This window comes from Gimesia benthica, assembly GCF_009720525.1.
In the GTDB taxonomy this organism is placed as follows: Bacteria; Planctomycetota; Planctomycetia; order Planctomycetales; family Planctomycetaceae; genus Gimesia; species Gimesia benthica.
In genome coordinates, this window is the sequence record NZ_CP043930.1 from 5,241,235 (window position 1) to 5,264,329 (window position 23,095).

Here is a 23,095-nt window from a genome sequence, read left to right on the forward strand (position 1 = left end):
CTTCTTAGTTCCTCGTCACCACTTCATTCAGGTTGAGCAGAGCCCGTGTGACCTCCGTCCAGGCCGCGAGTTCAACCGCTTCCAGGTTGGCTTCGGTTTTAGTGAGACCGGTGCTGGTCAGAGCCTGGGCCTCTTTTGTCCGATCAGCAAACGCACGCCGGTTCGAGTTCAGCAGGTCCTGCAGCACTTCGACCTCGTACGATTCCGGTTCGCGTGACGTCGCCTGCGTGAAGGCAAAGTTGATACGGCTTTGATCGGATTTACCGCCCTGCTGGATCACATGTGCCGCGAAAACGCGGGCTGCTTCAATAAATGTAGGATCGTTAAGCAAGGTCATCGCAGCGATCGGGGTGTTCGAACGAGGCCGCTGCGCCGTACATTCTTCGCGACTGGGAGCATCAAAGGCTTTGAGCATCGGATGCAGGAACTGACGCTGCCAATGCATGTAGACTCCGCGTCGCCATTGTCGTTCGTCCTGATGCGACACATATTTTCGCTTCGGAAAATTCAAATGTCGATAGTACCCTGCAGGCTGATACGGCTTCACGCTCGGGCCACCAATCTCGGTCACCAGAAGACCGCTGATCGCCAGGGCGTTATCGCGGATCATCTCAGCAGGCAGACGGAAGCGGGCCTGGCGGTCGAGGCGTCTGTTGAAGGGATCGGTTTTCCGCTGTTCGGGAGTTTCCAGTGACGACTGGCGGTAGGCGCGGCTCATGACGATGAATTTCACCATCTGTTTGATGTCCCACTCATCTTCGAAAAACTTGATCGCCAGTTGATCGAGCAGTTCAGGGTAATGCGGTGGCCCTCCCTGTCCTCCAAAGTCGTCCAGCACTGGTGCAATCCCTCGGCCAAAGAACAGATACCAGAATCGGTTTGTCATCACGCGGGCCATCAGCGGGCCATATCCGTCTTTGGCTGAGAGCCAGTTGGCCAGGTCCAGTCGCGTGGGACGCTCATGGTCTGTTTTAATCTGTCCCATGAATTCCGGGATCGCGGGCTGGACCACAGGGCCACTTTCATCCAGCCAGTTACCACGGGGTAAAATTCGTATTTCGCGGGGTTTGATTGAAACGGTGATCATGGTTTTGACCGCACCGCGATCGATGGCCTCCCGCTCTTTTTTCAGGGGCCCCAACTGCTTATTCAGCTTACCCATCTGTTTGAGCTTCTGCTCTTTTTCCTCCGACGACTGTTTCTGGATATCCGGACTGGAAATGGCTTTCAACTTATCCTGGATGGATTTGATTTTGGCGTCGAGTCTGGCAATTTTCTGTTTTTCCTCTTCAGAGTACAGAAAGATTTCCGGTTCACGAATCGTCGGAATACGGTCAGCTCCCCGTTTCAGATGCTGGTCTTCATCAATATCCGCGAAGAAGGCGACCATCGAATAAAAGTCTTTCGCGGTATACGGATCATATTTGTGATCGTGGCACTGGCAGCAGCCCATCGTGGCTCCCATCCAGACTCCCGAGAAGTTGCGAATCCGGTCGGCAGCGTAGATCGCCAGATACTCTTTCCGCTGGACACCCCCTTCGTGGGATGTCTGCAGAACGCGGTTGTATCCGGTCGCGATTTTCTGTTGTAAGCTGGGATCAGGCAGCAGGTCACCTGCCAGTTGCTCACGGGTAAACTGATCAAAGGGCAGATTGTGATTGAAGGCGTCGATCACGTAATCCCGGTAAGGGGAAATGTGGTGATCCTGGTCGCCGTGGTATCCCACCGTATCTGCAAAGCGGACCAGATCCAGCCAGTACATCGCCATCCGTTCGCCATAATGCGGCGATGCCAGCAGGCGATCAACCTGCTTTTCATATGCAGAGGGACTCTCATCCTTCACAAATGCGTCGACTTCTGCCCGCGTGGGCGGCAGTCCGGTCAGGTCGAAACTCAGGCGACGGAGTAGAGTAATTTTGTCTGCCTCCGGCGACGGTTTCAGTCCCTGCTCTTCCAGGCGTGAGAGGACGAAATTGTCAATCCAGTTCACGGGCCACTGCTGGTCTTTGACTTGAGGGACCGGGCTGGCATGGGGTTTGACATACGCCCAGTGTTGCGACCATTGTGCGCCTTCAGCGATCCATTGTTTGAACAGTTCGATCTCTTCACTCGTCAGTTTCTTGCCTGAGTCGGCAGGAGGCATGACGGTGTCTGCATCGTGACTGGAAATCCGTGCGAAGAGCTCACTCTGGTCCGGCTGCCCGGGATGGATGATGGCCGTTTCAGAGGTAGAATTCAGACCGGTTTCCTGATCGAGCCGCAAGTCGGCTTCGCGATGCTCCGCATCGGGGCCGTGACAGTGGAAACAGTTCCGGGAAAGGATCGGTCGGATGTCTCGGTTGAAATTGACCTGGGGAGGTCCGGCGTTTGCCTGTACGGGGAGCGTGAATAACGCCAGCAGAGTGATGCCTGGAAAACAGCGCAAGACTCGCAACATGGTAATTCGCCCTCAGTCGAATACACGAGAGAAGTGCCGGGAGGCAGCGAGCCCGGATTACCTGGCACATCAAACGCGAGGAAAACTGGTTTGGTGTTACCGGTCCGTAACGAATCGAGTTAACGGTAGCCGGACAAACAACATCCGGCAGGTAGGAACATGTTGGACAGAGAGAGGAATTTCTTCAGCCCTGACCTAATCATATCAGTCGCTCCGGGCACCTGCAACAAGGGTTCTCGGCTTTGCTGCCGAAAAACAGTGGGGCAAAACTTGACAATCGCCGGCGATCTCACGAACTTCAAAAGAGCAGCGGTGTCATAGCGGTATCGCTCACTCCCGACATTTTCATTCAATACAGGTTCCGAAAATGCAAGCTCCAACGTTTCAGGATATCCAGGAGGCCCTCCCCCGCGTGAGAGAGGTGCTGGCACCCACTCCCCTTTTCGAATGGCCTGGCTTGGGTCAGTTAACGGGCACTCGACTATTCCTGAAACACGAAAACCACCAGCCGGTCGGTGCGTTCAAAGTGCGTGGCGGTATTAACCTGGTGAGTACCCTGTCTGACGCAGAGCGTGAAGCAGGTATCATGGGCTGTTCGACCGGCAATCATGGTCAGTCCCTGGCATTCGCGGCCCGCAGATTTGGTATCAAGTGTACGATCGTGGTCCCGCGACATAATAATCCCGACAAAGTCCGCGCTATCCAGATGCTGGGTGCTGAAATCATTGAGGCGGGTGAAGACTTCAATGAAGCCAAACACTATCTGGAAACCGAACTGGTCGATGGGAAGCGACGTTACGTGCACTCGGCCAATGAACCCAAGCTGATTGCAGGCGTGGGAACCCAGGGCATCGAAATCTTTGAAACCCTGCCCGATCCGGATGTGGTCATTGTGCCGGTGGGGATGGGCAGCGGTGTCTGTGGCACGGGCATCGTTGCGAAACACCTGCATCCCCAAACGGAAGTTATCGCGGTGCAGGCAGAGAATGCACCGGCAAATCAGCTTTCTTGGAAAGCAGGCAGCCCGCAGACAACCGAGACCGCACAGACCTGGGCGGAAGGAGTCGCGACCCGCGCTGGAGCCGAGCTGACACAACAGATCATGCAGTCGGTGGTCGATGACTTTCTACTGGTCGGCGAAGATGAGATGCGGCTGGCGGCTTACCACATTCTCAAAGAGACCCACAACCTTGCCGAAGGAGCCGGTGCAGCGGCGCTGGCAGCTGTCTTGAAATATCAAGATCGGTTTGCGGGTAAAAAGGTGGTGGCGGTCCTCAGTGGTGGCAATCTGAATCTTGCTGAACTCCCGGAGATTTTGCGGCTCGGCTCCGAACAATCCGCATGAATTGAATTCTTTAACGCGCAATAAAACTAAAGCTCATTTATTTAATCCAGGCCCGCGAATTCGCTTTAGCGTTGGATTGGAATTCCCTCGCGGTAATTGTTACCGTAAATGTCAAACCCGGAGTGTCGCTGGACTATCCGGATTTGATCCTGCAAAACAGATCCTGCGAGGGAAAAAATGAGATTTCGAGATCGCGTCGTGATTGTCACCGGTGGCAGCAAGGGGATCGGCGAAGGCTGTTCCCGTGTCTTTTGTGCAGAGGGTGGCCACGTGGCGATACTGGCCCGGGGCATTCAGGCAGGTCAGGCACTGGCTCGCGAACTGAACGAAGCCGGCCCCGGAAAAGCGATGTTCGTGCAATGCGATGTCGGTGAGCACGAACAGCTCCGCTCCGCAATCGAACTGGTCGTCGAACAGTATGGACGACTTGACTGCATCATCAATAATGCCGGCGTGCATCCGCCCGCGATGTCCCTGGAAGAAACCAGCATCGAAGAGATGGAACAGTTGATGCGCGTCAACTTTCTGAGCACCTTCGCGGGGGCCAAATACGCGTTACCCCACTTGCGGAAAACCAAAGGGACGATCATCAATATGTCGTCGATTACCGCAGTTCTGGGGCAGCATCACTCAACGGCTTACTGCTCCACCAAAGGCGCGCAGGTCAGCTTTACCAAATCACTGGCGATTGAGCTGGGCGAAGCAGGCATCCGCGTGAATGCGATTCTTCCCAGTAATATCGACACACCACTGATGCACGACTGGGCAGCGACACTGCCCGATCCCCAGACCGCTCTGAAACGAGTTGCTGATCTGCAGGTCTTCAAGCGGATGGGAACCATCGAAGAGATGGGTAAACTGGCTTTGTTCCTGGCCACTGAGGATTCCAGTTTTATTACCGGACAGGCCATTGAAGCCGAAGGGGGCGCCAGCCTCGATTACTGATCGCAGTTATCTGTGAAAACCGCTTTCCGGGCCTCATGGGGCTCAGATTCCGATTACCGATTATTAACTCAATTCAAGATAGATCACAGGAGTAAAGTATGACTGGTCTGAAACGCGTTTTTCGTGTTCTCATTGTTTTAATGTTTCTGGGAACCGCATATCACACGTACGCCAACCTGGTCGAAGAATATAAAAATGGTCTGATCTGGGAAGAACCCAAGGTTGTGGAAACTGCCCCGCATCAGCCTCCATCCGATGCGATCGTCCTCTTCGATGGGAAGAATATGGATCAATGGAAGGGGGGCGACAAGTGGAAGATCAAAGACGGGTATGTCGTGGCTGACAAACAGAGCATCGAGACCAAACAGTCATTTGGCGACTGCCAGCTGCACATTGAATTTGCGACTCCAGCCAAAGTCGAAGGCAACGGCCAGGGGCGTGGCAACAGTGGTGTGTTTCTGATGGGAAATTATGAAGTCCAGATTCTCGATTCGTATGACAACAAAACCTACTTCGACGGTCAGGCTGCTGCCATCTACAAGCAGTATCCGCCACTGGTGAATGCCTGCCGCAAACCAGGTGAATGGCAGTCTTACGACATCATTTTCAACGCGCCCCGTTTCAATGAGTACGGCCAGTTGATCAAGCCTGCATACCTGACCGTCATTCAGAACGGCGTTATCGTACAGAACCACACGGAACTGCAGGGGGCAACTTACTACCACCAGCCGCCCTTCTATACGGCCCATGAAGATAAGCTGCCCATTGAGTTGCAGTTTCACAAGAATCCCGTCAAATTCCGGAATATCTGGATTCGCGAGCTGGCAGAAATTCATCCCGTCGGCTGTGTCTGTCCTGAGTAAAACTGTATGCTGAACCTGTCAGCAGTTTTCCGTTTCACTGCATAAGATGAACTGACCGAGAGAGAAGGAACCAAAGCATGGCTGTTTTTCTGGGTGTGGATGTAGGAACCAGTGGTACCAAAACGCTGGCGATGCAGGAAGATGGAACCATTCTGGCGTCTGCGACGGAAGAGTACCCGCTCTATAGTCCGCACCCCGGCTGGTCGGAACAGAACCCGGAAGACTGGTGGCAGGCAACAATCAAGAGTATTCGGAAGGTCCTCAAGACGGGCAAAATCAAAGCCGCAGACGTCAAAGGCATCGGGTTGAGCGGGCAGATGCACGGCAGTGTGTTTCTGAATAAGAAATATGAAGTCATCCGCCCTGCTTTACTGTGGAATGATCAACGCACCGCAGCTGAGTGTGCGGAAATTGAACAGCGGGCCGGCGGTCGTAAAAAGCTGATCAAGCTGGTCGCCAATCCGGCCCTGACCGGTTTCACTGCGCCCAAGATTCTCTGGTTGCGGAATCATGAACCGAAACATTTCGACAAGACCGTTCAGGTTCTGCTGCCCAAAGACTATATCCGTTTCCGTCTGACCGGCGAATTCGCGACCGAAGTCAGCGACGCATCCGGTACTCTGCTGCTGGATGTCAAACAGCGGAACTGGAGTCGTCCTTTGTTGAGTAAGCTCGAACTGGATGACAGTCTGCTGCCCGACGTTTATGAATCCGAAGATGTCAGCGGGCATCTGACCGCTGACGCAGCCGGTCTGCTGGGACTCTCCAAGGGAGTCGCAGTCGTCGGCGGTGGTGGAGACCAGGCTGCGGGAGCCGTGGGGAACGGTATCGTCAAAAAAGGTGTGATCTCGGCGACGATGGGAACCAGCGGCGTGGTCTTCGCACACAGCGATGAAGTACAGATCGATCCTGAAGGACGCGTGCATACGTTCTGCCATGCGGTGCGCGATAAGTGGCACGTCATGGGCGTGGTTCTTTCCGCCGGGGGAAGTCTGCAGTGGTATCGCAATCAGTTGTGCGAACAACAGGTGGCGGAGGCGAAACGCAAGAAGGTCGATCCTTATGAACTGATTTCCGCCCAGGCAGAGCAGGCGCCTCCCGGAAGCGAAGGCCTGTTCTTTCTGCCTTATCTCACCGGCGAGCGGACACCTCATGCCGATCCCGATGCGCGGGCTGCCTGGATTGGGCTGAGCTTAAGACATGGTCGCTCCCATCTGGGGCGGGCAGTCATGGAAGGTGCGACTTATGCGATGCGGGACTCGCTGGAAATTATCAAGGAATTGAATATTCCGGTCAGGGAAATTCGACTCTCGGGTGGTGGTGCCCGCAGCCCCTTCTGGAGACAGCTGCAGGCGGACATCTACGGTCAGAAGGTGGTAACCATCAACGCGGAAGAAGGACCAGCTTATGGGGTGGCGCTGCTGGCAGCTGCGGGAACCGGGGCCTATAAAGATGTGGTCGAAGCCTGTTCATCCACCATTCGGGTGGTGCAGAGTACGAGCGTAAACTCAAAGGCGAAAGGCATCTACAACAAAGCCTATCCCGTTTTTCAGGGGCTCTACTCCTCACTTAAGGAGGATTTCCCCCGCATTAATCAGCTCTTAAAGTAGGCTGGTGTCCACTAAGTCTACGGATTCCCGTAACTGAGAACAGTTTGCCCAATCAGGCCATCCGACTTGGGAAACACCTGTTTCGCAACTATTTTACGTAAGTTCAATTGTGTAACTGAGGCGAAACAGTTAGTTTAAGATGGGAATGGACGCGTACTTTGTGACGAGTCTTGATGTCTGTATTTGGCCAATCCCCACTTACAGATTAGAGTTCTTCCAAGTCTGGCTTAACGGATGCCGAAATAATCCATGACAGGTCCCCATACCCGACTGGATCAATATTGGATAGAGTGGTAGAAAAAGTCAGGCGACCTCCACTAATCCACATGCCTTCCCCAAGACAAATACAGAAAAATCGATTATATTCTAAACGCTTCAGCCAGGTTGAATGCTTCAGCTTACTGAAGGCGGGCAACACCACGACAGGCAGGCGTTGAATTGCGTTGATTAAGTGTAGGACACTCTCTGCAGATGACCAAACAATCGGTAAATAAAAATGGATCGACCCAGGGCCCGTTTTGCGTCTGGTCCGGCATCGATTTTGTCAACTTCGTCAAACTGATGCGGTTGCGTCCTACTATTCGCTGGTCCGGTATTTACCGTTTGATTTCTTCAGGCGTTCTGAGTCTTTCCAATTCCTGTTTGAGTGGACTCGAAAGCCTGATCTACAGTCGCAAAGTCAAGCAGACAAAACTCGAATCACCGGTCTTCATCATCGGTCACTGGCGGAGTGGCACCACGCTGCTGCATAACCTGATGTCGATGGATCAGCAGTTTATCTATCCCAATATGGGAGCCATGCTGTTTCCCTCACACTTTCTGCTGACCGAACGCGTGCTGAAACATGTCGTTAAGCATCTGATTCCCAAACAGCGGCCGATGGACAATATGCCCGTCACCTGGGACCTGCCACAAGAAGATGAAACATCGATCCTGTTACTGCACCTGATGTCCCCCTACCTGGCGATCGCGTTCAGTGATCAGCCCGAAGTCTATGATCGGTTTTATGAACTCGATCAGCTGACTCCCAAAGAAGACAAAGTCTGGCGGGATACCTTCCGCTACTTCATGCAGAAACTGACCTATCGCTCTGGTGGTAATAAGCGTGTGCTGTTGAAATCGCCGACACACACGTTTCGTATCCGTTTCCTGCTGGATATGTTCCCCGATGCCCGGTTCGTCTATATCCATCGCAACCCGTACAAGGTTTATAATTCGACATTGCACTTGCGGAAAACCATGTTTGGCGACAACGGCTTTGCCCCGCTCGACATGGAAAAACTTGAAGAGGATATGTCGAACATTTACGTCAATCACCTGCACGTTTACGAGCGGGATCGCCAGATTGTTCCGGAAGGACAATTACACGAAGTCAGCTTTGAAGATCTTACTGCCGATCCCGTGAGTGAACTGAAAAAAGTCTACGAGCATCTGAACCTGACCGGGTTTGAAGACCTGGAAAAGAACATGCAGCCGTATTTGAAGGATCAGAAATCCTACAAGAAAAACAAATATGAAATGGACGCCACCCAGGAAAAGAAGATCTACGAACGCTGGCAGAAAGCCTTCGAGATGTTCGGCTACGAACGGCTGCCTTCCGATGCCCTCATCAAGAAAGCCCGTGTCGCTTCCTGATCACGCGTCTGACTGATCGTTATTCTCTTTCTCAGACGACTCTGATTTCCGGTGCTGTTTCTGTCTGAGTTCTGTCAGCTGCTTTTCCAGGATCCGCTGCTGGTCCTGAATCCGTGAGATCAACGTCGTCGAGCGGACGCGCGAGGCACTCATGTCAGCAATCGCGCTCAGGATCACCCAGAACGCGATCAGCAGGATACCGCCCCAGTAGACGGCGAAGAGCCCCGGGTAGGTCTTCCAGGGCATGTAGGGAGCATCGCCAATGACGATCAGGAAACCAATCAGGATCAGCAGTCCCGAGGTTTGCATCCGCCTGCGATATTGTTTGGAGAAGAACTGGTAGTCATCATCGCTCAGTTCATCGTCATGCTGACGATGAAACCAGGAAGTGCGATGTAACTGAATCAATCCTGCTCCGAATAAAACCAGGAGTGTGCCGACAATAATGCCGGGAATTGTATCTGCCACAATGGGTACATCCTTGAGTGTTGATGGGGGAACCCCCTTGATCTGTTGAAATGTCGCCATTCCAATCTTCCCGTCTGCTCAGTTTCAAGTCTAACAAATTCGGTTTCAGATGAAACGCGTCCAGCGAAAATTTATTGTGCAGACCGGCTGAGGGAGGAAACATGGAGAAAACGGCGAAGCAGACATTTTGTCCGGATTGAAAACAGGCTGACTGGGATGCAGGGATTTGTTGTTTTTCAGCAACATTTTCCTACGCTTCTGGGAATCGGAGTTGATGCGGACAGCAATCCTTCCTGGTGATTTCAATGGTCGTCGGTCGCTGCAGCGGAAATGACTTTTGGTAGTGAACGAAAGAGGATCGTGAAATAAACGCCGACCAGAGTGATCCCGGGAATCCACCACCAGAGAGTGACGGCCAGCTTTTCGGGAGACGGCGACGTGTTATAAATCGTCAGATGATGCTCCGGATTCAGCCCGGGTAGCAGATTTGGGTAGAGCGCAGCGGTGCCACCAAAGATGAACAGGTAGATAAATCCGACCGAACACAGGAACGCGAACATCGGGCGATTCAGTCTGCGGAGCAACAGCGTGCTTCCCAGTGCCAGGAATGCCAGGACGGGCAGAATCCAGATCCACGGATGATCAGAGATACTCGCTTGAGCATGGGGCTGGACCAGATAACAGGCGGGGAACATGATCAGAGTGAGCAGGATGGAGCCTCCCCATAACCAGTTGGCACTCATTTGTGCTCTTTGTTGAATTGCGCCGTCTGTTTTGGCAATCAGCCAGAGTGCACCATGGTGCAGCAGAATCACTGCGGAGGTGATGCCTCCCAGAATCGTGAACCAGTCCAGAATGCCTGTCTGCTTGCCGATTCGGAAATTGGTCCACAGTGGTTCGAAGAAGTCACCTTCTGCATTGAGGGGGACGCCGCGAAAAACATTCGCCATTGCCGCTCCCGGAATAATGACCAACAGTCCGCTGGAGACAAACAGCATCATATTCCAGAAATGGACCCACAGGGAATCTTCGAGAAAGTGCGGCAGCTCAATACTGATGGCCCGGAAGATCAACAGCCATACGACCATCGTCAGGGGGAGATAGAAGCCGCTGAACATCGCACTCATAAATCCCGGAAAGGCCATCATCATGGTGCCACCCGCGGCGATCAGCCAGACTTCGTTTCCATCCCACAGAGGAGCGATGGACTGCATGATCTGTTTCTGTTCCGACCGATTTTTGGGCAGGATCAGGTGCAGGACCCCGATTCCCAGGTCGAAGCCATCCAGCACGACATAGGTGGCAATCATAAAGACCAGCAATATTAACCAGAGTGTTTCCATCTCGCTTATATACCCTCTTCAGTAGCGATTTCAGCATCAACTTGTGGCAGTCTGTCCGGTCCGTGGGCAATCAGGCGGGTAGCCAGGAAAAAATACAACACGGACAACAGCAGATAAAGTCCCAGAAAGCCCAGCAGGGTAAACATCACGTTCCCTTCCGAAATATTCCGGGAGGCACCGTCTGCGGTTTTCATCAATCCATAAATCAACCAGGGCTGTCGACCGATCTCAGCAGTAAACCAGCCTGCCGTATTCGCGATGAAGGGAAAGGGCAGCGAAAGCATCAGCAGCCAGAGCAACCAGCGCGTGGTGTGCAATTTCCCTTTGAACAGCATCAGGCTGCTCAGTCCCATCAGCGCGATGAAGATCGTGCCTAAACCGGCCATGATGTGATATGAGAAGTAAAGCAGTTCAATATTGTCCGGCCAGAGATCGCGATCGTAGGCGGTCAATCCCTTTACTTCCGCATTCCAACTGGCATAGGTCAAAAAGGAAAGCACGTTGGGGATAATGATCGGGTTATCGATCTTAAGTTCATCCAGGTTGGGTTGGCCGATCAAAACCATGCCGGCACCATCTTCGGTATGAAAGTGGCCTTCCATGGCTGCGAACTTGACAGGCTGATGCTTCAGCACCTGTTTCGCCTCCCAGTCTCCGGTGGGCATGACGGCGATCAGACTGGCTGTAAATCCGACGATTACGGAGACCTTCAAATACTTCCTCGAAATATCCACATGCTCACGTTTCAGCAGATGGTAGGCGGCGATCGAAGACATGGTGAAGCTGCCCGTGATCACGGCGCCGGTCATCGTATGCAGATATTGTTTGAGTGCCCAGGGATTACTCAGCAGTGCCCAGATGCTGGTAAGGTGGTAGACGCCGTTCTCATCGATGCGATAGCCTACCGGATGCTGCAGAAACGCATTGGTACAGATAATGAAGTAGCCGCTCAGCCAGGTACCTAGCAGTAAGAGAAACGAGACCCCCCAGTGCAGTTTCTTACTGAGTTTCTTTTCCCCAAAGATCAACAGGTACAGGAACGCGGATTCCAGAAAGAAGGCAAAGATCCCCTCCATCGCCAGGGTCTGGCCCAGAATCGATCCAGTGGACTTCACCAGTTGTGACCAGTTTGTGCCAAACTGGAATTCGAGCGGAATCCCGGTGACCACCCCCATGACAAAGGTCAGTCCGAATATTTTCAGCCAGAAGCGAGCGGCGACATCGGCCCAGGCGTGGCCGCGGAGTCCCAGTGTCTTGAGAATAAAAATCAGCAGTGCCAGGCCCATTGTCAGTTGGGGGAACAGATAATGAAACGAGGCGGTAAAAGCAAACTGCACGCGATGTAACAGGAGTGAATCCAGCATTCCTCTGATATCCAGACGCTGTGATCAGGGGTTGGCTTTCGCCACGTGCCCTGGTTCAAGTTTAGTTTTTAACTTCGGGAATATTCTGTAACCAGTAAATCATGACTTTGCCCACTTTTTCCAGGCTCGCACCCGAACAGGCACGGGGAACATCCCGAGTGGTATGCCAGGCCGGGTAATCGAAGTCGATGATGTCGCAGGTCGGAATCCCCGCGATTTCATTCAAGGGTAAATGATCGTCGCGGATTTCAAATTTTGCCTGGGGGATGAACTGCCTGACCCCCACTTTTTGTGCTGCCAGCCAGATGCTGCGAGTCAGCTGTGGAGCATACTTGATACTGTTCTTTTCCATGTAGATCGCGAGATTCTTATCGGCAATCATGTCGAACAGCACGCCGTAGACATATTCGTAGTCGCGCGGTTCCGATTTATATTGGTTTGCGAAATACTTGGAACCCAGAAAATAGGGATCGTTCTGTCGGAAGACCAGTTCTTCGCCATCAAAGAAAACGAAATCGACTCCGTAGCCGTGGCTGATTTTGAGCTCAGACATCAGGTTGCCGAGTTCCATCAGAAAGGCGACACCGCTTGCACCATCGTTCGCACCGATGAACAGACCCTGCGGGTTGTAGCGGTCGCGATCGGGAAAGGGACGTGTGTCGTAATGACAGGCCAGCAGGATGCGTTGTTTGGCATCCGGATTCCAGCTGACGATCATGTTGTTCATCCGCACGGGAGTGCCCCGGATGGGATGCGGCGCATCGAAGGACTGAAACTTGACCTGGGCCTTCAGCTCGCGAAAATGTTCGGCGATCAGTTTCTGCTGTTCCGCCATGCCGGTTGAACCGCTGACTCGCGATTTCAAACGACAGATTTTCGTGAGGTAGCCGAAGGAACGGGATGCATTAAATTCAGGCTCGGCGGCACAAGCGTTGTTTACCAGACAGACGAAGTACACAGTCCCGATCATCAACGGGAAAAAGAGTAAGAGAACGCGTCTGCCTGCCTGGGTAAATTGCATTTCCTGCCTGCTATCTGAAAAATCCGTTCAAAAATGGTCATCCCGCGAAGGTAGATTCTACATCAATAATAACCGGATCGACATACAAACTATAGCCACATACAGCACCGTGCGTATGAATGACTCTCCTTTACTCACCGCCAGATGTGAACCGATCCAGCCTCCAATGGACATCCCTACTGTCAGGTACAATCCGGTTGCCCAGTATATTTTACCCTGCCAGGCAAAAATACCGATGGCGGCAATGGTGTAAATTGCGACAATGAAGACCTTGTGCATGTTCGTGCGGACCAGATCGATCTTCATGAGGTTGTTCATGATTGCAATCAGGATAAACCCGATCCCTGCTTGAATGAAACCGCCATAAAAGCCAGCCAGTACCATCAACAGGTGTCCCGCCACCGAATGGCCTGCGGATTCTGCCGGCTCTGTTGCTGCCGTATTCACTTCTTCTGATCCGGTTGTCAGTTCCTCAGTGACATTCTGTGGGGGTTTTTTCTTTTTGCGTTGTCCCAGAATCATCGAGACCAGCACGCCCAGCATCACGGTTGCCAGGATACGGTTAAACCAGACACCTGTGATTTTGGTTCCCAGGAACGCCCCTAGAAAAGTACCGGGCAACGCACACAGCGCCAGAGAAAAACTGAGCTTGAAGTCGGAAAATCCCTTCTGCCTGAAACCGGCGATCGCTGTGAGGTTCTGTCCCAGGATCGCCACGCGGGCCGTTCCATTTGTGACGGCCCCCGGAATTCCCAGAAAGATCATCGTTGGCATGACGATCAGAGAGCCACCGCCGGCCAGAACATTCAGCATACCTGCAATCACACCGACGCCAGCCAGTAATAAATTCTGCCACCAGTCCAAGGGATTGACTTTCTATTCTGTCTCGGGGAAAGAGTTACCGATGGTCGTCATCTGCATCGGGGGGTATAATGCCATGCTATTGGCGTCTCAGTGTAAAATTTTCCGCAGCAGAGTACCAAGTCAATCATGGTGAATTTACGGCAAACCCCCGTAATCTTTTTTGAGGAAAAGTCGTTCTGGACCACCGTGTTCTGTTCGACACTTCTGATATTGAGCTCTGCCTGCCAGTCGTCGGAATCGACGGATCTCACTGAGGCTGCTTCCCCTTCCCAGGCGTCCAATGAGTCAGTTTCATCCGTTCCGCTGGAAATCGGGGACTGGCGGCGCGTTGAAGAACTGATTCGAGAACACGCCGGCCAGATTGTTGTCGTCGATCTCTGGTCGACCTCCTGTCCCCCCTGCATACAGGAGTTCCCGGATTTCGTTGCTTTGCAGCAGCGGTTTCCCGAATCGGTGGTCTGTATCTCGTTCAATTGTGATTACTTCGGCGGGAAACGGCACCCGCCGGAATCATTCCGCCCTCAGGTGAAGCAGTTCCTGACAAAACAGCGAGCGCACTTTCCCAATATCCTGAGTAATGTTGCTGCTGAGGAATTCTTCCCTTCCATCGAGCTGGCTTCGATGCCCGCGACCTATGTTTTTGATCGCCAGGGGAAAGTCGCTAAACGCTTTGACAATGATCATGGTAACTATGGCAAAGGGGGCTATACCTATCAGAAGGACGTGATCCCCTTTCTGAAATCTCTGGTCGAACAGCAGCAGGCTAAATAACCAGGGCCGCGATCAGACCGGAGAGGACAATCCCGTCCCAGGTTCCCGCGCCACCAATGCTGATGGAGGGAGCTTCCAGTTTTTTGAAGTCATTCCAGTGCATCAGGTCAGCACCGATCAGGGGGCCGGAAATTCCAATCACGAAAGCAACCGGGGCACGCAGTGCTTCGAAGTCGCGACCGACTTCACCCGCCATCGGGGCGAGGATTCCAAAACCCAGAATCGTGGAGCAGACAGCTACCAGCGGAGGGATGAAAAAGGGAATCACAATTCCCATGCCGGGTACCAGTCGCGACGTGCGGTTACAGATCAGAATATTCAACGCCATACCGAAAATCATAGCCAGGGTGGGTATCTGACCTCCTGCAAAGATGTATCGCGAGAGCCAGATCGCCAGCAGGACCGGAATGACACAGCCTCCCAGATTGACGGCCACGATCGCTTCCTGACGCAGTTTCTGCATCTGAGGCATGATCTGCACGCCTCCCAAGGGGCCAAAGTAGGGAACATTCACCTCTTTATCCAGCGGGAAGCGGGCGATGGGGAAGTTGATCAGCGAACCGAAGATCATGCCAAACAGGACCAGAACCGCAGCCATGGGGCTCAAATGCAGGTTTCTCAGTGCGGTTTCTGCCAGATTCACGAACATCAGGGGCAGGATGCATCCCAGAAAGATCATCAGGCTGAATAGCATGCAACCAGCGGCCTGGGCATTAGCGTAGGGATTCGGTTGCGGGCTCGACACGGGGTTACTCTTTCCAGTCTATCTCTGCGACAGAGCGGTACTTGGATACATTTACACAGGAGACCGGCGCGCCGGGCCGACTCCCGCGACATTTTAGCGGCTGAAGTCGCAATTCTGCAGGTTTTCAGCGGGAATATTCCGAACAATTCCTACCTTCTCGGTGAATTCGACTACCAGATACATCTGGTGAGGATGATTTTCCCCGACGTCCCGCTACAATTCAAAGTATGGCAGGAAATTCATTTGGACAAGCCTTTCGGATCACAACAGCTGGCGAAAGCCACGGTCCGGGCAATGTAGTTATTATTGATGGTGTTCCCCCGGGAATCCCGATCAGCGTGGAAGATCTGCTCGTCGACCTCAACCGGCGGAAACCCGGGCAGAGCAAGATTGTCACTCAGCGAAAAGAAGCCGATCATCCGGAAATTCTGGCCGGCGTCTTCGAAGGGGTGACCACCGGCACGAGTCTTGCCATCCTGATCCGGAACGAGGATCAGCGGAGCAAAGACTACAGCGATATCAAAGACAAGTATCGCCCGGGACACGCCGACTACACTTATGACGCCAAATATGGATTCCGCGATTATCGTGGCGGCGGGCGTTCCAGTGCCCGTGAGACCAATGTGCGCGTTGCTGCGGGTGTTGTCGCCAAGAAAATCCTGCAGACCGCGTTCGGCGGACAGATCGTCGGCTATGTCACCCAGGTAGGGCATCTCAAAGCCGAGATTGCCGACCCCACCACGATCACCACAGAACAAGTCGAACAGTTTGCCGATGGGACACCGAATCCCGTTCGCTGTCCGGACCACGGTCTGGCACAGGAGATGATCTCGTTTATTGATCAGATCCGCAAAGACGGGGATTCAATTGGCGGTGTCGCGGAAGTCGTGGCCCTGAATGTTCCTCCGGGACTGGGTGAGCCGGTATTCGACAAACTCAAGGCAGACATCGCAAAAGCATTATTCAGCATCCCGGCGGTGCTGGGAGTCGAATATGGTTCCGGTTTTGGCTGTGCCACCATGCGGGGAAGTGAAAATAACGATCACTTCGTCGCGGAACAAAATGAGGGTACGCCGGTCATCAGTACCGATTCGAATCGACACGGTGGCAGCCTGGGAGGCATTTCCACCGGACAGCCGCTGGTCTTCCGTGCTGCAGTGAAACCGACCAGTAGCCTGCTGATTGAACAGCCTACCGTGACCCGCTCAGGGGAAGCGACGACGATCCGTACCAAGGGCCGTCACGATCCCTGTCTGCTGCCCCGCTTCGTCCCCATCGCGGAAGCCATGCTGGCCATCACGCTGGCCGATCACTGGTTACGCTGGCGGGCGCAGTGCGAAGCGGCACCAGAGCGGCCCGACCACGTCTAACAGGAAGGAGCCTTATCTCATGGCCTGGATACAGAAACAGATCCGACTTCCCGCGCTGCCGCGCGGTTTTCATATCGTCACTCGGGAAGTACTCAGTGAAGTTCCTGAACTGTCTCAGATTGAAACCGGGTTGATGCATGTCTTCATCATGCATACCTCCGCCTCACTCTCGATCAATGAGAATGCTGATCCGGATGTCCCCGTCGATCTGGAAATGTCGTTCAACAAGATCGCCCCGGAATCGTTTCCCTATATTCATACCTGCGAAGGTCCCGATGACATGCCGGCGCATGTGAAAGCATCCATGATTGGAAATTCGTTGACGATCCCCATCAGCGGCGGGCGTCTCTGCCTGGGAACCTGGCAGGGCATTTATCTCTGCGAGCATCGCAACCACGGTGGCAGCCGACGGCTGGTCGTCACGATTCAAGGCGAATAGGCGCTGTTGACCAGCGCCTGTCACCACAGCTTATTTGCCGACACAATACAGGTGCTTGTCCGAGCGGATAAACAGGTCGCCCCCATCGATGGCAGGCGAGGCGCTGAAATCTTCTTCGTCGGTTGTCAGACGATTGACGGCCAACTGTTCCAGTTTGTCGCTGGCTTTAATCACGTACGTTTCACCGGAGCGGGAGACGAAATAGATTTTACCATCTGCAGCCACTGGCGAGGAGTAATCACTGCCGCGGAAACCGCCGCCTCCCCGTCTTCCGCCAAAACCACCGCCTCTGGCAGGTTCTTCACTGGCCGTTGATCCGCTATCGGATTCCAGTCGGCCCCGGAAGATCCGTTCGCCCGTTTTGGCATCGATGCAGTTCACGATGCCGCGTGAGAAGAAGTAGATGCGTCCGTCATAAAGGATCGGTGTTTCGATACGATTCGCATCCCGGCCCGACCAGAGCACGTTTGACTTGGTCACATCGCCACTGCCGTCTACCTTGACTGCGATCGATCCGCCACCGCGTCCTTCAATGCCATACACCACGCCGTCCTTACCGGCGATCACACTGGAACAGTAAGTGTCAGTGTCCATGGCCTCACAGTACCAGCGGAGTTTTCCATTTTCAGGATTCAGTCCCCAGATTTCATAAGGGACGCCGATCACCAGGTCGGTCCGCTCCTGGTTGACGGGGACAACGATGGGAGTCCCCCAGGTGGCGTTGAAACCCGTTGATTCCTGACGCCAGACTTCCTTGCCGGTTTCCTTATTCAGGGCCACCATGGCTTCGCTTTCTGCAGAAGCAGTGATGATCAGCAGGTCTTTGTAGAGAATCGGACTGGAAGACGAGCCCCAGCGACGGGGGTCGAGTTCATCTCCGATGATGGTCTGCCAGAGTTGATTGCCTTCCATGTCATACGCGACGGCTCCCGACTTGCCGAAATAGGCGTAGACGTGTTTCCCATCCGAAGTGGGAGTATGTGAGGCAAAGCCGTGTTCAGCGAACATACCGGTATACACATCTTCGGGCAGCACCGGTTTCACGCTGCGATCCCAGAGTATTTTACCGGTCTTGCGATCCAGGCAGATCAGATGTCGTCTGAGATCTTTCTGGTCTCCGGGCGGCTCATTCCGGCTCATCCCATAGCCCGACCAGCAGGTGACAAACACTTTGTCACCCACAATGATCGGGCTGGATGAACCGGGCCCTGGTAGAGCCACTTTCCATTTCAGGTTTTTCTGACTACTCCACTCGGCAGGCGTAGCTTGTGTTTCGTCAGAAACACCCGATCCGTTTGGTCCCCGAAAACGCATCCAGTCTGCCTGAACGCTTGAGGAAATCAGCATCAACAAAGCGAAGACAGCAACGCGGGACTGCATAAAATCGTCCTTTGAAAAACAGAATGCGCTGGTGAACCAGACGGAAACAATGGGTCTCTAGTTATCAGAGTTGTCCGATTCGGGGCGTTTCGGGCGATCGCCGTCTGAATTGCGACGTCCTCGATCACCACCACGGTCACCACGATCTCCACCACGCGAGCGGAAGCGGGCGTTGAACTGTTCTGCAGTTTTAGTCAGTTCTGCTTTATCCAGCGCCTTGTCCTTGTTGGTGTCGATGTTATCGAACATCCTCTGCATACGTTCGGGAAGCTCGTCCTTGGTAATTTTCCCGTCTTTGTTTTTGTCGTTGGCCATCATGCGTTCCACGAAGTCCCCGCCACCATCGCCGTCGCGACGTCCGAAGCCACCACCGAATCCGCCACCGGGACCACGACGATCGCCATCACGACGACCAAAGTTACCGAAGTCAGGACGGAGTTCTTCCTGTGACAGTTTCCCGTCTTTATCTTTGTCCAGTTTCTTCAGCGAAGCAGTGGCGTTTTCCATCTCTTCTTTGGAGATTTCACCGTCTTTGTTGACGTCCAGGACGACGAAAATCGGGAGCATCATCATGAAATTGCCACGTCCTCCCGGACCACGATCACGCGGACCACGTTCACCATCACGTGGCCCACGCTCACCAGGAGCTCCATCACGGGGACCCCGTTCACGACCTTCGGGGCGATTGCCACGCTCGGGACGGTCTCCTCCTTCAGGAGGTTGAGCTGAAAGCATGCTTGTGGCACTGATAGCGAGCAGGGTCGTGCCAACTGAAAGTAGACGAGTCAAACGCATCTGAGAGTCTCCGAACTGGAAATTAGAAATGTTAAGTTGATTCTATCAAAAAGGTTACAGAAAAGACCGTCGAAAGGGGGCAGAAGAAGCTCTGCCCGATCTTGCCTGTCTTAACGTAACTGCTGGAACTCAAGCTACAAAGATCAAACACGGAAGATGAGAAAATGTTTCGAAAAACTCGCTATTCACCAGAATTTCATTCAGTTCGAAAGATGACTCCAAAGTCAGCTGTTTTAAACAAAAAAACGCCCGCAGTCAGCCTGCGGGCGTTGGTCTCTGAGATTCGTGCTGAAGTGATCAGTGGTCTTCAGCTGAATCGGATTATTTAAAAGCGGTGATTCCCGGCATAGCGACGGGCGGTACCGGCATCGGGCCCCACTCGTAACTTGCGGGAGTCAGGTCTTCCTGCGAATTCATGGCTTCGTCCCAGGTAATGCTCTTACCGGTATACGCAGCCATACGACCCATGATCGCCAGCATGGTGCTCTTGGTCATATAATCACCATTGTTGATCGGGTTACCGGAGCGGATACTTTCGAAGAATTCATCGTGCTCGACCTGGTACATGTTTTTGCTTTTGTCGCGGAACTGCCAGGTCTTTTCCCCTTTGGGATCGTAGATTCGATGCTTGAAGACATCGACGCGACCCTTGGTGCCGAATACGTGATCTGATACATCGACAGCACAACCATCCTGCTGACGGCAGCGGCTGAAGCCTTTGACACCGTTGGGGTATTCGTAGACGATCGCGAAGTGGTCGTAAATGTGACCGTACTCTTTGCCGGTACGTGTCTGGCGGCCACCTGTACCACTGCAGGAGATCGGAGTCTGGTCGTTCATTGTCCAGGCCATCTTATCCAGGCTGTGGACATGCTGTTCGGTGTTGAAGTCACCAGACAACCAGGTGAAATAGAGCCAGTTGCGCATCTGCCATTCCATGTCGCTCCATTCCGGCTCCCGCTTGAACATCCACAGACCGCGGGTGTTGTAGCTGCACTGGATTGCCATCACATCGCCGACGGCCCCTTCATGAATCTGCTTGAAGGTTTCCCGCATACCCTGGTGATAGCGCCAGCAGAGGCCAGATACGATCGACAGGTTTTTCTCTTTGGCCAGCTTGCAGGTTTCCATGACGGAACGAACGCCCGGTGCATCAACGGCGACCGGCTTTTCAGCGAAGACGTGTTTTCCGGCTTCAATCGCGGCCCGCAACTGCATGGGGCGGAAGTGAGGCGGTGTGGTCAGCAGAACCACGTCCACACAGTCGATGACTTTCTGATAGGAATCAAAGCCGACGAATTTATGATCCGCGTCGACCTGCACCTGTTCGCCAACGGGGTTCTTTTTCAGGTTCTTATAACTCTTATCCAGATGATCGTAGAACGTGTCACCCATCGCGACCAGTCTGGCGTTTTTATCAGCAGCGAGTGCCTGGGCAGCTGCCCCGGTTCCACGTCCACCACAGCCCACCAGACCAACGCGGATTTCATCGCTGCCGGCGGCAAACACACTGGATTGCAGTGCGGCTGAGGGAGATGTTCCAGCAAAGACACTGCCTGTCAGAGTCGATGCAGCGACGGCTGCAGAACTGGATTTGATGAAATCACGACGCGTCGTCGACGCGGGAGTTGGAGTCTTTTCAGTATTCATAAGAGGATCCTGAGTTAATTAGTTTCATTACAAAATTGATGCTTTAGGATACCATAGCGGCTACTCTGTTTACGAGGCAAAAATGCGATCTGCTGGTAGTTTTTTGCAGAGCCTTGAACTCGTGAACAGATTACGCGTTGTTTACTGAGTGAGCCGGTCGATATGCTCGCGACCGAACCGCTGCAGGCTGGCCGTACCGAGATTCACATAATGCTGCCAGGTAGCCTGCAGGCGTTCCTGTTGTTGCGGCGTGAGGACTTTGATCTGGCGGGCAGGACAGCCGGCCCAGAGTGTCCCGGGTGGGACATGGATGCCTTCCCGTACCAGCGCCCCTGCAGCGATCAACGCGCCTTTGCCAATGACACAACGACTGAGGACCGTGGCGCCAATCGCGATCATGGCGTCATCTTCCACGACCGAGCCATGTACGATGGCCGCGTGTCCGAGCGTCACCCGATCTCCCAGGATACAGGGATGTCCATAATCGGTGTGCAGCACCGAGCCGTCCTGCACGTTCGTCTCTTTGCCAACTTCGATATATTCCAGGTCGCCCCGTAAGACACACTGATGCCAGACTGTGCTGCGGGCTTTGAGCCTCACGCGGCCCGTGACGATGGCATCGGGAGTCACCCAGGCGGTTGGATCGATGACCGGATAGGAGTGCAGCGCTTCCCAGTCACAGTCGACATCAGGATAAGGCAGTTCCGGAGGCGTCGGGATGCTGTCTGCTTTGAGAGGCCATTCTGGTGATGATTCAAGGTTGTTCATGCGAGCTGACCTCCGGTTGCGTCGTGTCATCTGGTGACGTCTTGGAAAGTGAACTGTTGGGGATCGCGGGGCGTTTCTTTTCCATCAGGAACAGACCGCCGATCGTCAGCGCCGTTCCGCTCAGGAGCCAGACCGTCAGTTTTTCATCAAAGAAGAAGACGCCGGCAAACGCAGCCATCGCGGTCTGCGAGGCATTGAGCAGGTTGACCCGTGTGACCGTGAGATGCTTCATGGACGCACCAATGGCAAAGAAGGCGATGGCATTCATGATGCCGCCCACCAGCATGACCAGGTATTGCCAGGGAGTCGTGATCCACAGGATTTCGATGCCGAGCCGATAAAAGGCCACGCCACTCAGACAGACCATACCGGTCGTACTGATCAATACCAGTGATGCGGAGATAGACATCTCCCCTCGCACGGTTATACGAATCATGACCCCACCGGCTCCATAAGCGCAGCCGGCCACACAGGCAACAAAGATGGTCAGAGCAACTGTCACCATTGATCGGGTATGGTGCTCCATGTGTTCGAATACAGATTCTTCCGCCTGATGCGCCCCCAGACTGAGTACAACAATGGCAGCCGTCAGGATGACCATGGAAGCAAACATGCGGGGGGTAATTGCTTCTTCCAGGAACAGGCGTCCCAGGATGGCCCCGGTGGCGAGCAGTGTTGCAAAACAGAGTGGAACCGTGAAGGCCAGTCCGCCCAGGCTCAGCGACCATTGGAACATGACGTTCCCGCCGAACTGCATGAGCAACCCGGTCAGAATGAGGGGAATGACCAGACGGCTGGGCGGCAGAGCCGGTAAGCCTTTGGAACCGCGATAGGCGACCAGCATCCACCCTACGATGGTCGCGGGAATGGACTTCAACGCGGAGATCCAGATGGCCCAGTCGGCGTTGTTGTCGACCGCAGCTTCCCGTAGTGAGATATTGGCAGCTGTGTAGGCCAGCGCAGAAAGCAACCCGAACAGTGTGCCTTTGACTATGGGAGACAAGCCTTCGCTCGCCTGATTCTCACTCTGATCTGTCGCGGCGGATTCAGAAGGGTTCGCTGAGGACGCGTTAGAAATCTTGTTCACCCTCTTGCTCCAGGCGCTGCAATTCAATCAGCCGCGGATCCAGATCTTCCACAATGGCATAGCGTCCATCAGACCAGCGGAAGAAATCGACATCCCGGCACTTCTTGCTGCAGAATGGAAAAGCAGACTGGTCGTCACCAGCTTTTGTAGTGACGACCTTGCGGCAAATGGGGCAGGTTTGAGGTTGGATCATGG

Annotated in this window: 21 protein-coding genes; 8 read left to right on the forward strand and 13 right to left on the reverse strand. The window is 53.7% G+C overall.

Annotated features, from left to right (window positions below):
* Positions 1–4: 4 nt before the first annotated feature.
* Positions 5–2,437 carry a PSD1 and planctomycete cytochrome C domain-containing protein gene (locus F1728_RS20355; protein WP_155365616.1) on the reverse strand — a complete coding sequence of 811 codons (2,433 nt, stop codon included), beginning with the start codon at positions 2,435–2,437 and terminating at the stop codon, positions 5–7.
* Positions 2,438–2,804: 367 nt separating this feature from the next.
* On the opposite strand from F1728_RS20355, the gene F1728_RS20360 reads away from it, so the two are divergent.
* The 5 genes from F1728_RS20360 to F1728_RS20380 all read left to right on the forward strand — a co-directional run bounded on the left by F1728_RS20360 (position 2,805) and on the right by F1728_RS20380 (position 8,835).
* A complete protein-coding gene (locus F1728_RS20360) occupies positions 2,805–3,782 on the forward strand; it encodes a threonine ammonia-lyase (RefSeq protein ID WP_155365617.1) in 978 nt (325 codons plus the stop codon).
* 177 nt (positions 3,783–3,959) lie between these two features.
* Entirely contained in the window at positions 3,960–4,727 is a 768-nt protein-coding gene (locus F1728_RS20365; protein ID WP_145043483.1) for a glucose 1-dehydrogenase, read from the forward strand.
* Positions 4,728–4,825: 98 nt separating this feature from the next.
* Complete coding sequence (locus F1728_RS20370) at positions 4,826–5,590, forward strand: 3-keto-disaccharide hydrolase (protein ID WP_155365618.1); 765 nt, start codon at positions 4,826–4,828, stop codon at positions 5,588–5,590.
* 77 nt (positions 5,591–5,667) lie between these two features.
* Positions 5,668–7,200: a xylulokinase gene (gene xylB, locus F1728_RS20375; protein ID WP_155365619.1), complete on the forward strand. Its 1,533-nt coding sequence runs from the start codon at positions 5,668–5,670 to the stop codon at positions 7,198–7,200.
* Positions 7,201–7,671: 471 nt separating this feature from the next.
* Positions 7,672–8,835, forward strand: coding sequence for a sulfotransferase family protein (locus F1728_RS20380; protein WP_155365620.1), 1,164 nt, complete (start codon positions 7,672–7,674; stop codon positions 8,833–8,835).
* Here F1728_RS20380 and F1728_RS20385 read toward each other — a convergent pair whose 3' ends face one another.
* The 5 genes from F1728_RS20385 to F1728_RS20405 form a co-directional block, all read right to left on the reverse strand.
* Positions 8,836–9,363 carry a hypothetical protein gene (locus F1728_RS20385; RefSeq protein ID WP_145190597.1) on the reverse strand — a complete coding sequence of 176 codons (528 nt, stop codon included), beginning with the start codon at positions 9,361–9,363 and terminating at the stop codon, positions 8,836–8,838.
* Positions 9,364–9,605: 242 nt separating this feature from the next.
* On the reverse strand, positions 9,606–10,646 hold the full coding sequence (cydB, locus tag F1728_RS20390; RefSeq protein ID WP_155365621.1) for a cytochrome d ubiquinol oxidase subunit II: 1,041 nt from the start codon (positions 10,644–10,646) through the stop codon (positions 9,606–9,608).
* Positions 10,647–10,651: 5 nt separating this feature from the next.
* Complete coding sequence (locus F1728_RS20395) at positions 10,652–12,010, reverse strand: cytochrome ubiquinol oxidase subunit I (protein ID WP_155365622.1); 1,359 nt, start codon at positions 12,008–12,010, stop codon at positions 10,652–10,654.
* A 61-nt stretch (positions 12,011–12,071) separates the two neighbouring features.
* A complete protein-coding gene (locus F1728_RS20400; protein ID WP_228030259.1) occupies positions 12,072–13,031 on the reverse strand; it encodes a M28 family peptidase in 960 nt (319 codons plus the stop codon).
* A 57-nt stretch (positions 13,032–13,088) separates the two neighbouring features.
* The gene (locus tag F1728_RS20405) at positions 13,089–13,895 is read right to left on the reverse strand and encodes a sulfite exporter TauE/SafE family protein (RefSeq protein ID WP_155365623.1); all 807 of its coding nucleotides are present in this window, start codon (positions 13,893–13,895) and stop codon (positions 13,089–13,091) included.
* 126 nt (positions 13,896–14,021) lie between these two features.
* Between F1728_RS20405 and F1728_RS20410 the strand changes: the two genes are divergently transcribed.
* Entirely contained in the window at positions 14,022–14,666 is a 645-nt protein-coding gene (locus tag F1728_RS20410) for a TlpA disulfide reductase family protein (RefSeq protein ID WP_155365624.1), read from the forward strand.
* On the opposite strand, the gene F1728_RS20415 is transcribed toward F1728_RS20410, so the two are convergent.
* Entirely contained in the window at positions 14,659–15,411 is a 753-nt protein-coding gene (locus tag F1728_RS20415; protein WP_155365625.1) for a DUF1614 domain-containing protein, read from the reverse strand. The two genes, F1728_RS20410 and F1728_RS20415, sit on opposite strands and share 8 nt — an antisense overlap.
* 227 nt (positions 15,412–15,638) lie before the next feature.
* On the opposite strand from F1728_RS20415, the gene aroC reads away from it, so the two are divergent.
* The gene (gene aroC, locus F1728_RS20420) at positions 15,639–16,781 is read left to right on the forward strand and encodes a chorismate synthase (RefSeq protein ID WP_155365626.1); all 1,143 of its coding nucleotides are present in this window, start codon (positions 15,639–15,641) and stop codon (positions 16,779–16,781) included.
* 19 nt (positions 16,782–16,800) lie between these two features.
* A complete protein-coding gene (locus F1728_RS20425) occupies positions 16,801–17,220 on the forward strand; it encodes a secondary thiamine-phosphate synthase enzyme YjbQ (protein ID WP_145043458.1) in 420 nt (139 codons plus the stop codon).
* 30 nt (positions 17,221–17,250) lie between these two features.
* Here F1728_RS20425 and F1728_RS20430 read toward each other — a convergent pair whose 3' ends face one another.
* From F1728_RS20430 to F1728_RS20455, 6 genes are all read right to left on the reverse strand, one after another.
* Positions 17,251–18,600, reverse strand: coding sequence for an outer membrane protein assembly factor BamB family protein (locus F1728_RS20430; protein ID WP_155365627.1), 1,350 nt, complete (start codon positions 18,598–18,600; stop codon positions 17,251–17,253).
* Between the two features lie 57 nt (positions 18,601–18,657).
* Positions 18,658–19,395 (reverse strand): EF-hand domain-containing protein, encoded by a 738-nt coding sequence (locus F1728_RS20435; protein ID WP_145442583.1) that lies wholly within the window; start codon positions 19,393–19,395, stop codon positions 18,658–18,660.
* A gap of 321 nt (positions 19,396–19,716) precedes the next feature.
* Positions 19,717–21,045 (reverse strand): Gfo/Idh/MocA family protein, encoded by a 1,329-nt coding sequence (locus tag F1728_RS20440; RefSeq protein WP_155365628.1) that lies wholly within the window; start codon positions 21,043–21,045, stop codon positions 19,717–19,719.
* A gap of 141 nt (positions 21,046–21,186) precedes the next feature.
* Entirely contained in the window at positions 21,187–21,813 is a 627-nt protein-coding gene (locus tag F1728_RS20445; protein ID WP_155365629.1) for a gamma carbonic anhydrase family protein, read from the reverse strand.
* Positions 21,800–22,900: a DMT family transporter gene (locus F1728_RS20450; RefSeq protein ID WP_155365630.1), complete on the reverse strand. Its 1,101-nt coding sequence runs from the start codon at positions 22,898–22,900 to the stop codon at positions 21,800–21,802. Before F1728_RS20450 ends, F1728_RS20445 begins: the two co-directional genes overlap by 14 nt.
* Positions 22,884–23,093 (reverse strand): DNA gyrase inhibitor YacG, encoded by a 210-nt coding sequence (locus F1728_RS20455; protein WP_145043445.1) that lies wholly within the window; start codon positions 23,091–23,093, stop codon positions 22,884–22,886. The genes F1728_RS20450 and F1728_RS20455 overlap by 17 nt, the downstream gene beginning before the upstream one ends.
* Positions 23,094–23,095: the final 2 nt, after the last annotated feature.

What these genes read in the sequence shown, in the direction of transcription:
- F1728_RS20410 (WP_155365624.1), top strand. Translation starts at nt 14,022, where the DNA reads ATGGTGAATTTACGGCAAACCCCCGTAATCTTTTTTGAGGAAAAGTCG.
- F1728_RS20360 (WP_155365617.1), top strand. Translation starts at nt 2,805, where the DNA reads ATGCAAGCTCCAACGTTTCAGGATATCCAGGAGGCCCTCCCCCGCGTG.
- F1728_RS20365 (WP_145043483.1), top strand. Translation starts at nt 3,960, where the DNA reads ATGAGATTTCGAGATCGCGTCGTGATTGTCACCGGTGGCAGCAAGGGG.
- F1728_RS20455 (WP_145043445.1), bottom strand. Translation starts at nt 23,093, where the DNA reads ATGATCCAACCTCAAACCTGCCCCATTTGCCGCAAGGTCGTCACTACA.
- F1728_RS20400 (WP_228030259.1), bottom strand. Translation starts at nt 13,031, where the DNA reads ATGCAATTTACCCAGGCAGGCAGACGCGTTCTCTTACTCTTTTTCCCG.
- F1728_RS20370 (WP_155365618.1), top strand. Translation starts at nt 4,826, where the DNA reads ATGACTGGTCTGAAACGCGTTTTTCGTGTTCTCATTGTTTTAATGTTT.
- F1728_RS20425 (WP_145043458.1), top strand. Translation starts at nt 16,801, where the DNA reads ATGGCCTGGATACAGAAACAGATCCGACTTCCCGCGCTGCCGCGCGGT.
- F1728_RS20395 (WP_155365622.1), bottom strand. Translation starts at nt 12,010, where the DNA reads ATGCTGGATTCACTCCTGTTACATCGCGTGCAGTTTGCTTTTACCGCC.
- xylB (WP_155365619.1), top strand. Translation starts at nt 5,668, where the DNA reads ATGGCTGTTTTTCTGGGTGTGGATGTAGGAACCAGTGGTACCAAAACG.
- F1728_RS20435 (WP_145442583.1), bottom strand. Translation starts at nt 19,395, where the DNA reads ATGCGTTTGACTCGTCTACTTTCAGTTGGCACGACCCTGCTCGCTATC.
- F1728_RS20355 (WP_155365616.1), bottom strand. Translation starts at nt 2,437, where the DNA reads ATGTTGCGAGTCTTGCGCTGTTTTCCAGGCATCACTCTGCTGGCGTTA.
- cydB (WP_155365621.1), bottom strand. Translation starts at nt 10,646, where the DNA reads ATGGAAACACTCTGGTTAATATTGCTGGTCTTTATGATTGCCACCTAT.
- F1728_RS20445 (WP_155365629.1), bottom strand. Translation starts at nt 21,813, where the DNA reads ATGAACAACCTTGAATCATCACCAGAATGGCCTCTCAAAGCAGACAGC.
- F1728_RS20430 (WP_155365627.1), bottom strand. Translation starts at nt 18,600, where the DNA reads ATGCAGTCCCGCGTTGCTGTCTTCGCTTTGTTGATGCTGATTTCCTCA.
- F1728_RS20380 (WP_155365620.1), top strand. Translation starts at nt 7,672, where the DNA reads ATGACCAAACAATCGGTAAATAAAAATGGATCGACCCAGGGCCCGTTT.
- aroC (WP_155365626.1), top strand. Translation starts at nt 15,639, where the DNA reads ATGGCAGGAAATTCATTTGGACAAGCCTTTCGGATCACAACAGCTGGC.
- F1728_RS20440 (WP_155365628.1), bottom strand. Translation starts at nt 21,045, where the DNA reads ATGAATACTGAAAAGACTCCAACTCCCGCGTCGACGACGCGTCGTGAT.
- F1728_RS20385 (WP_145190597.1), bottom strand. Translation starts at nt 9,363, where the DNA reads ATGGCGACATTTCAACAGATCAAGGGGGTTCCCCCATCAACACTCAAG.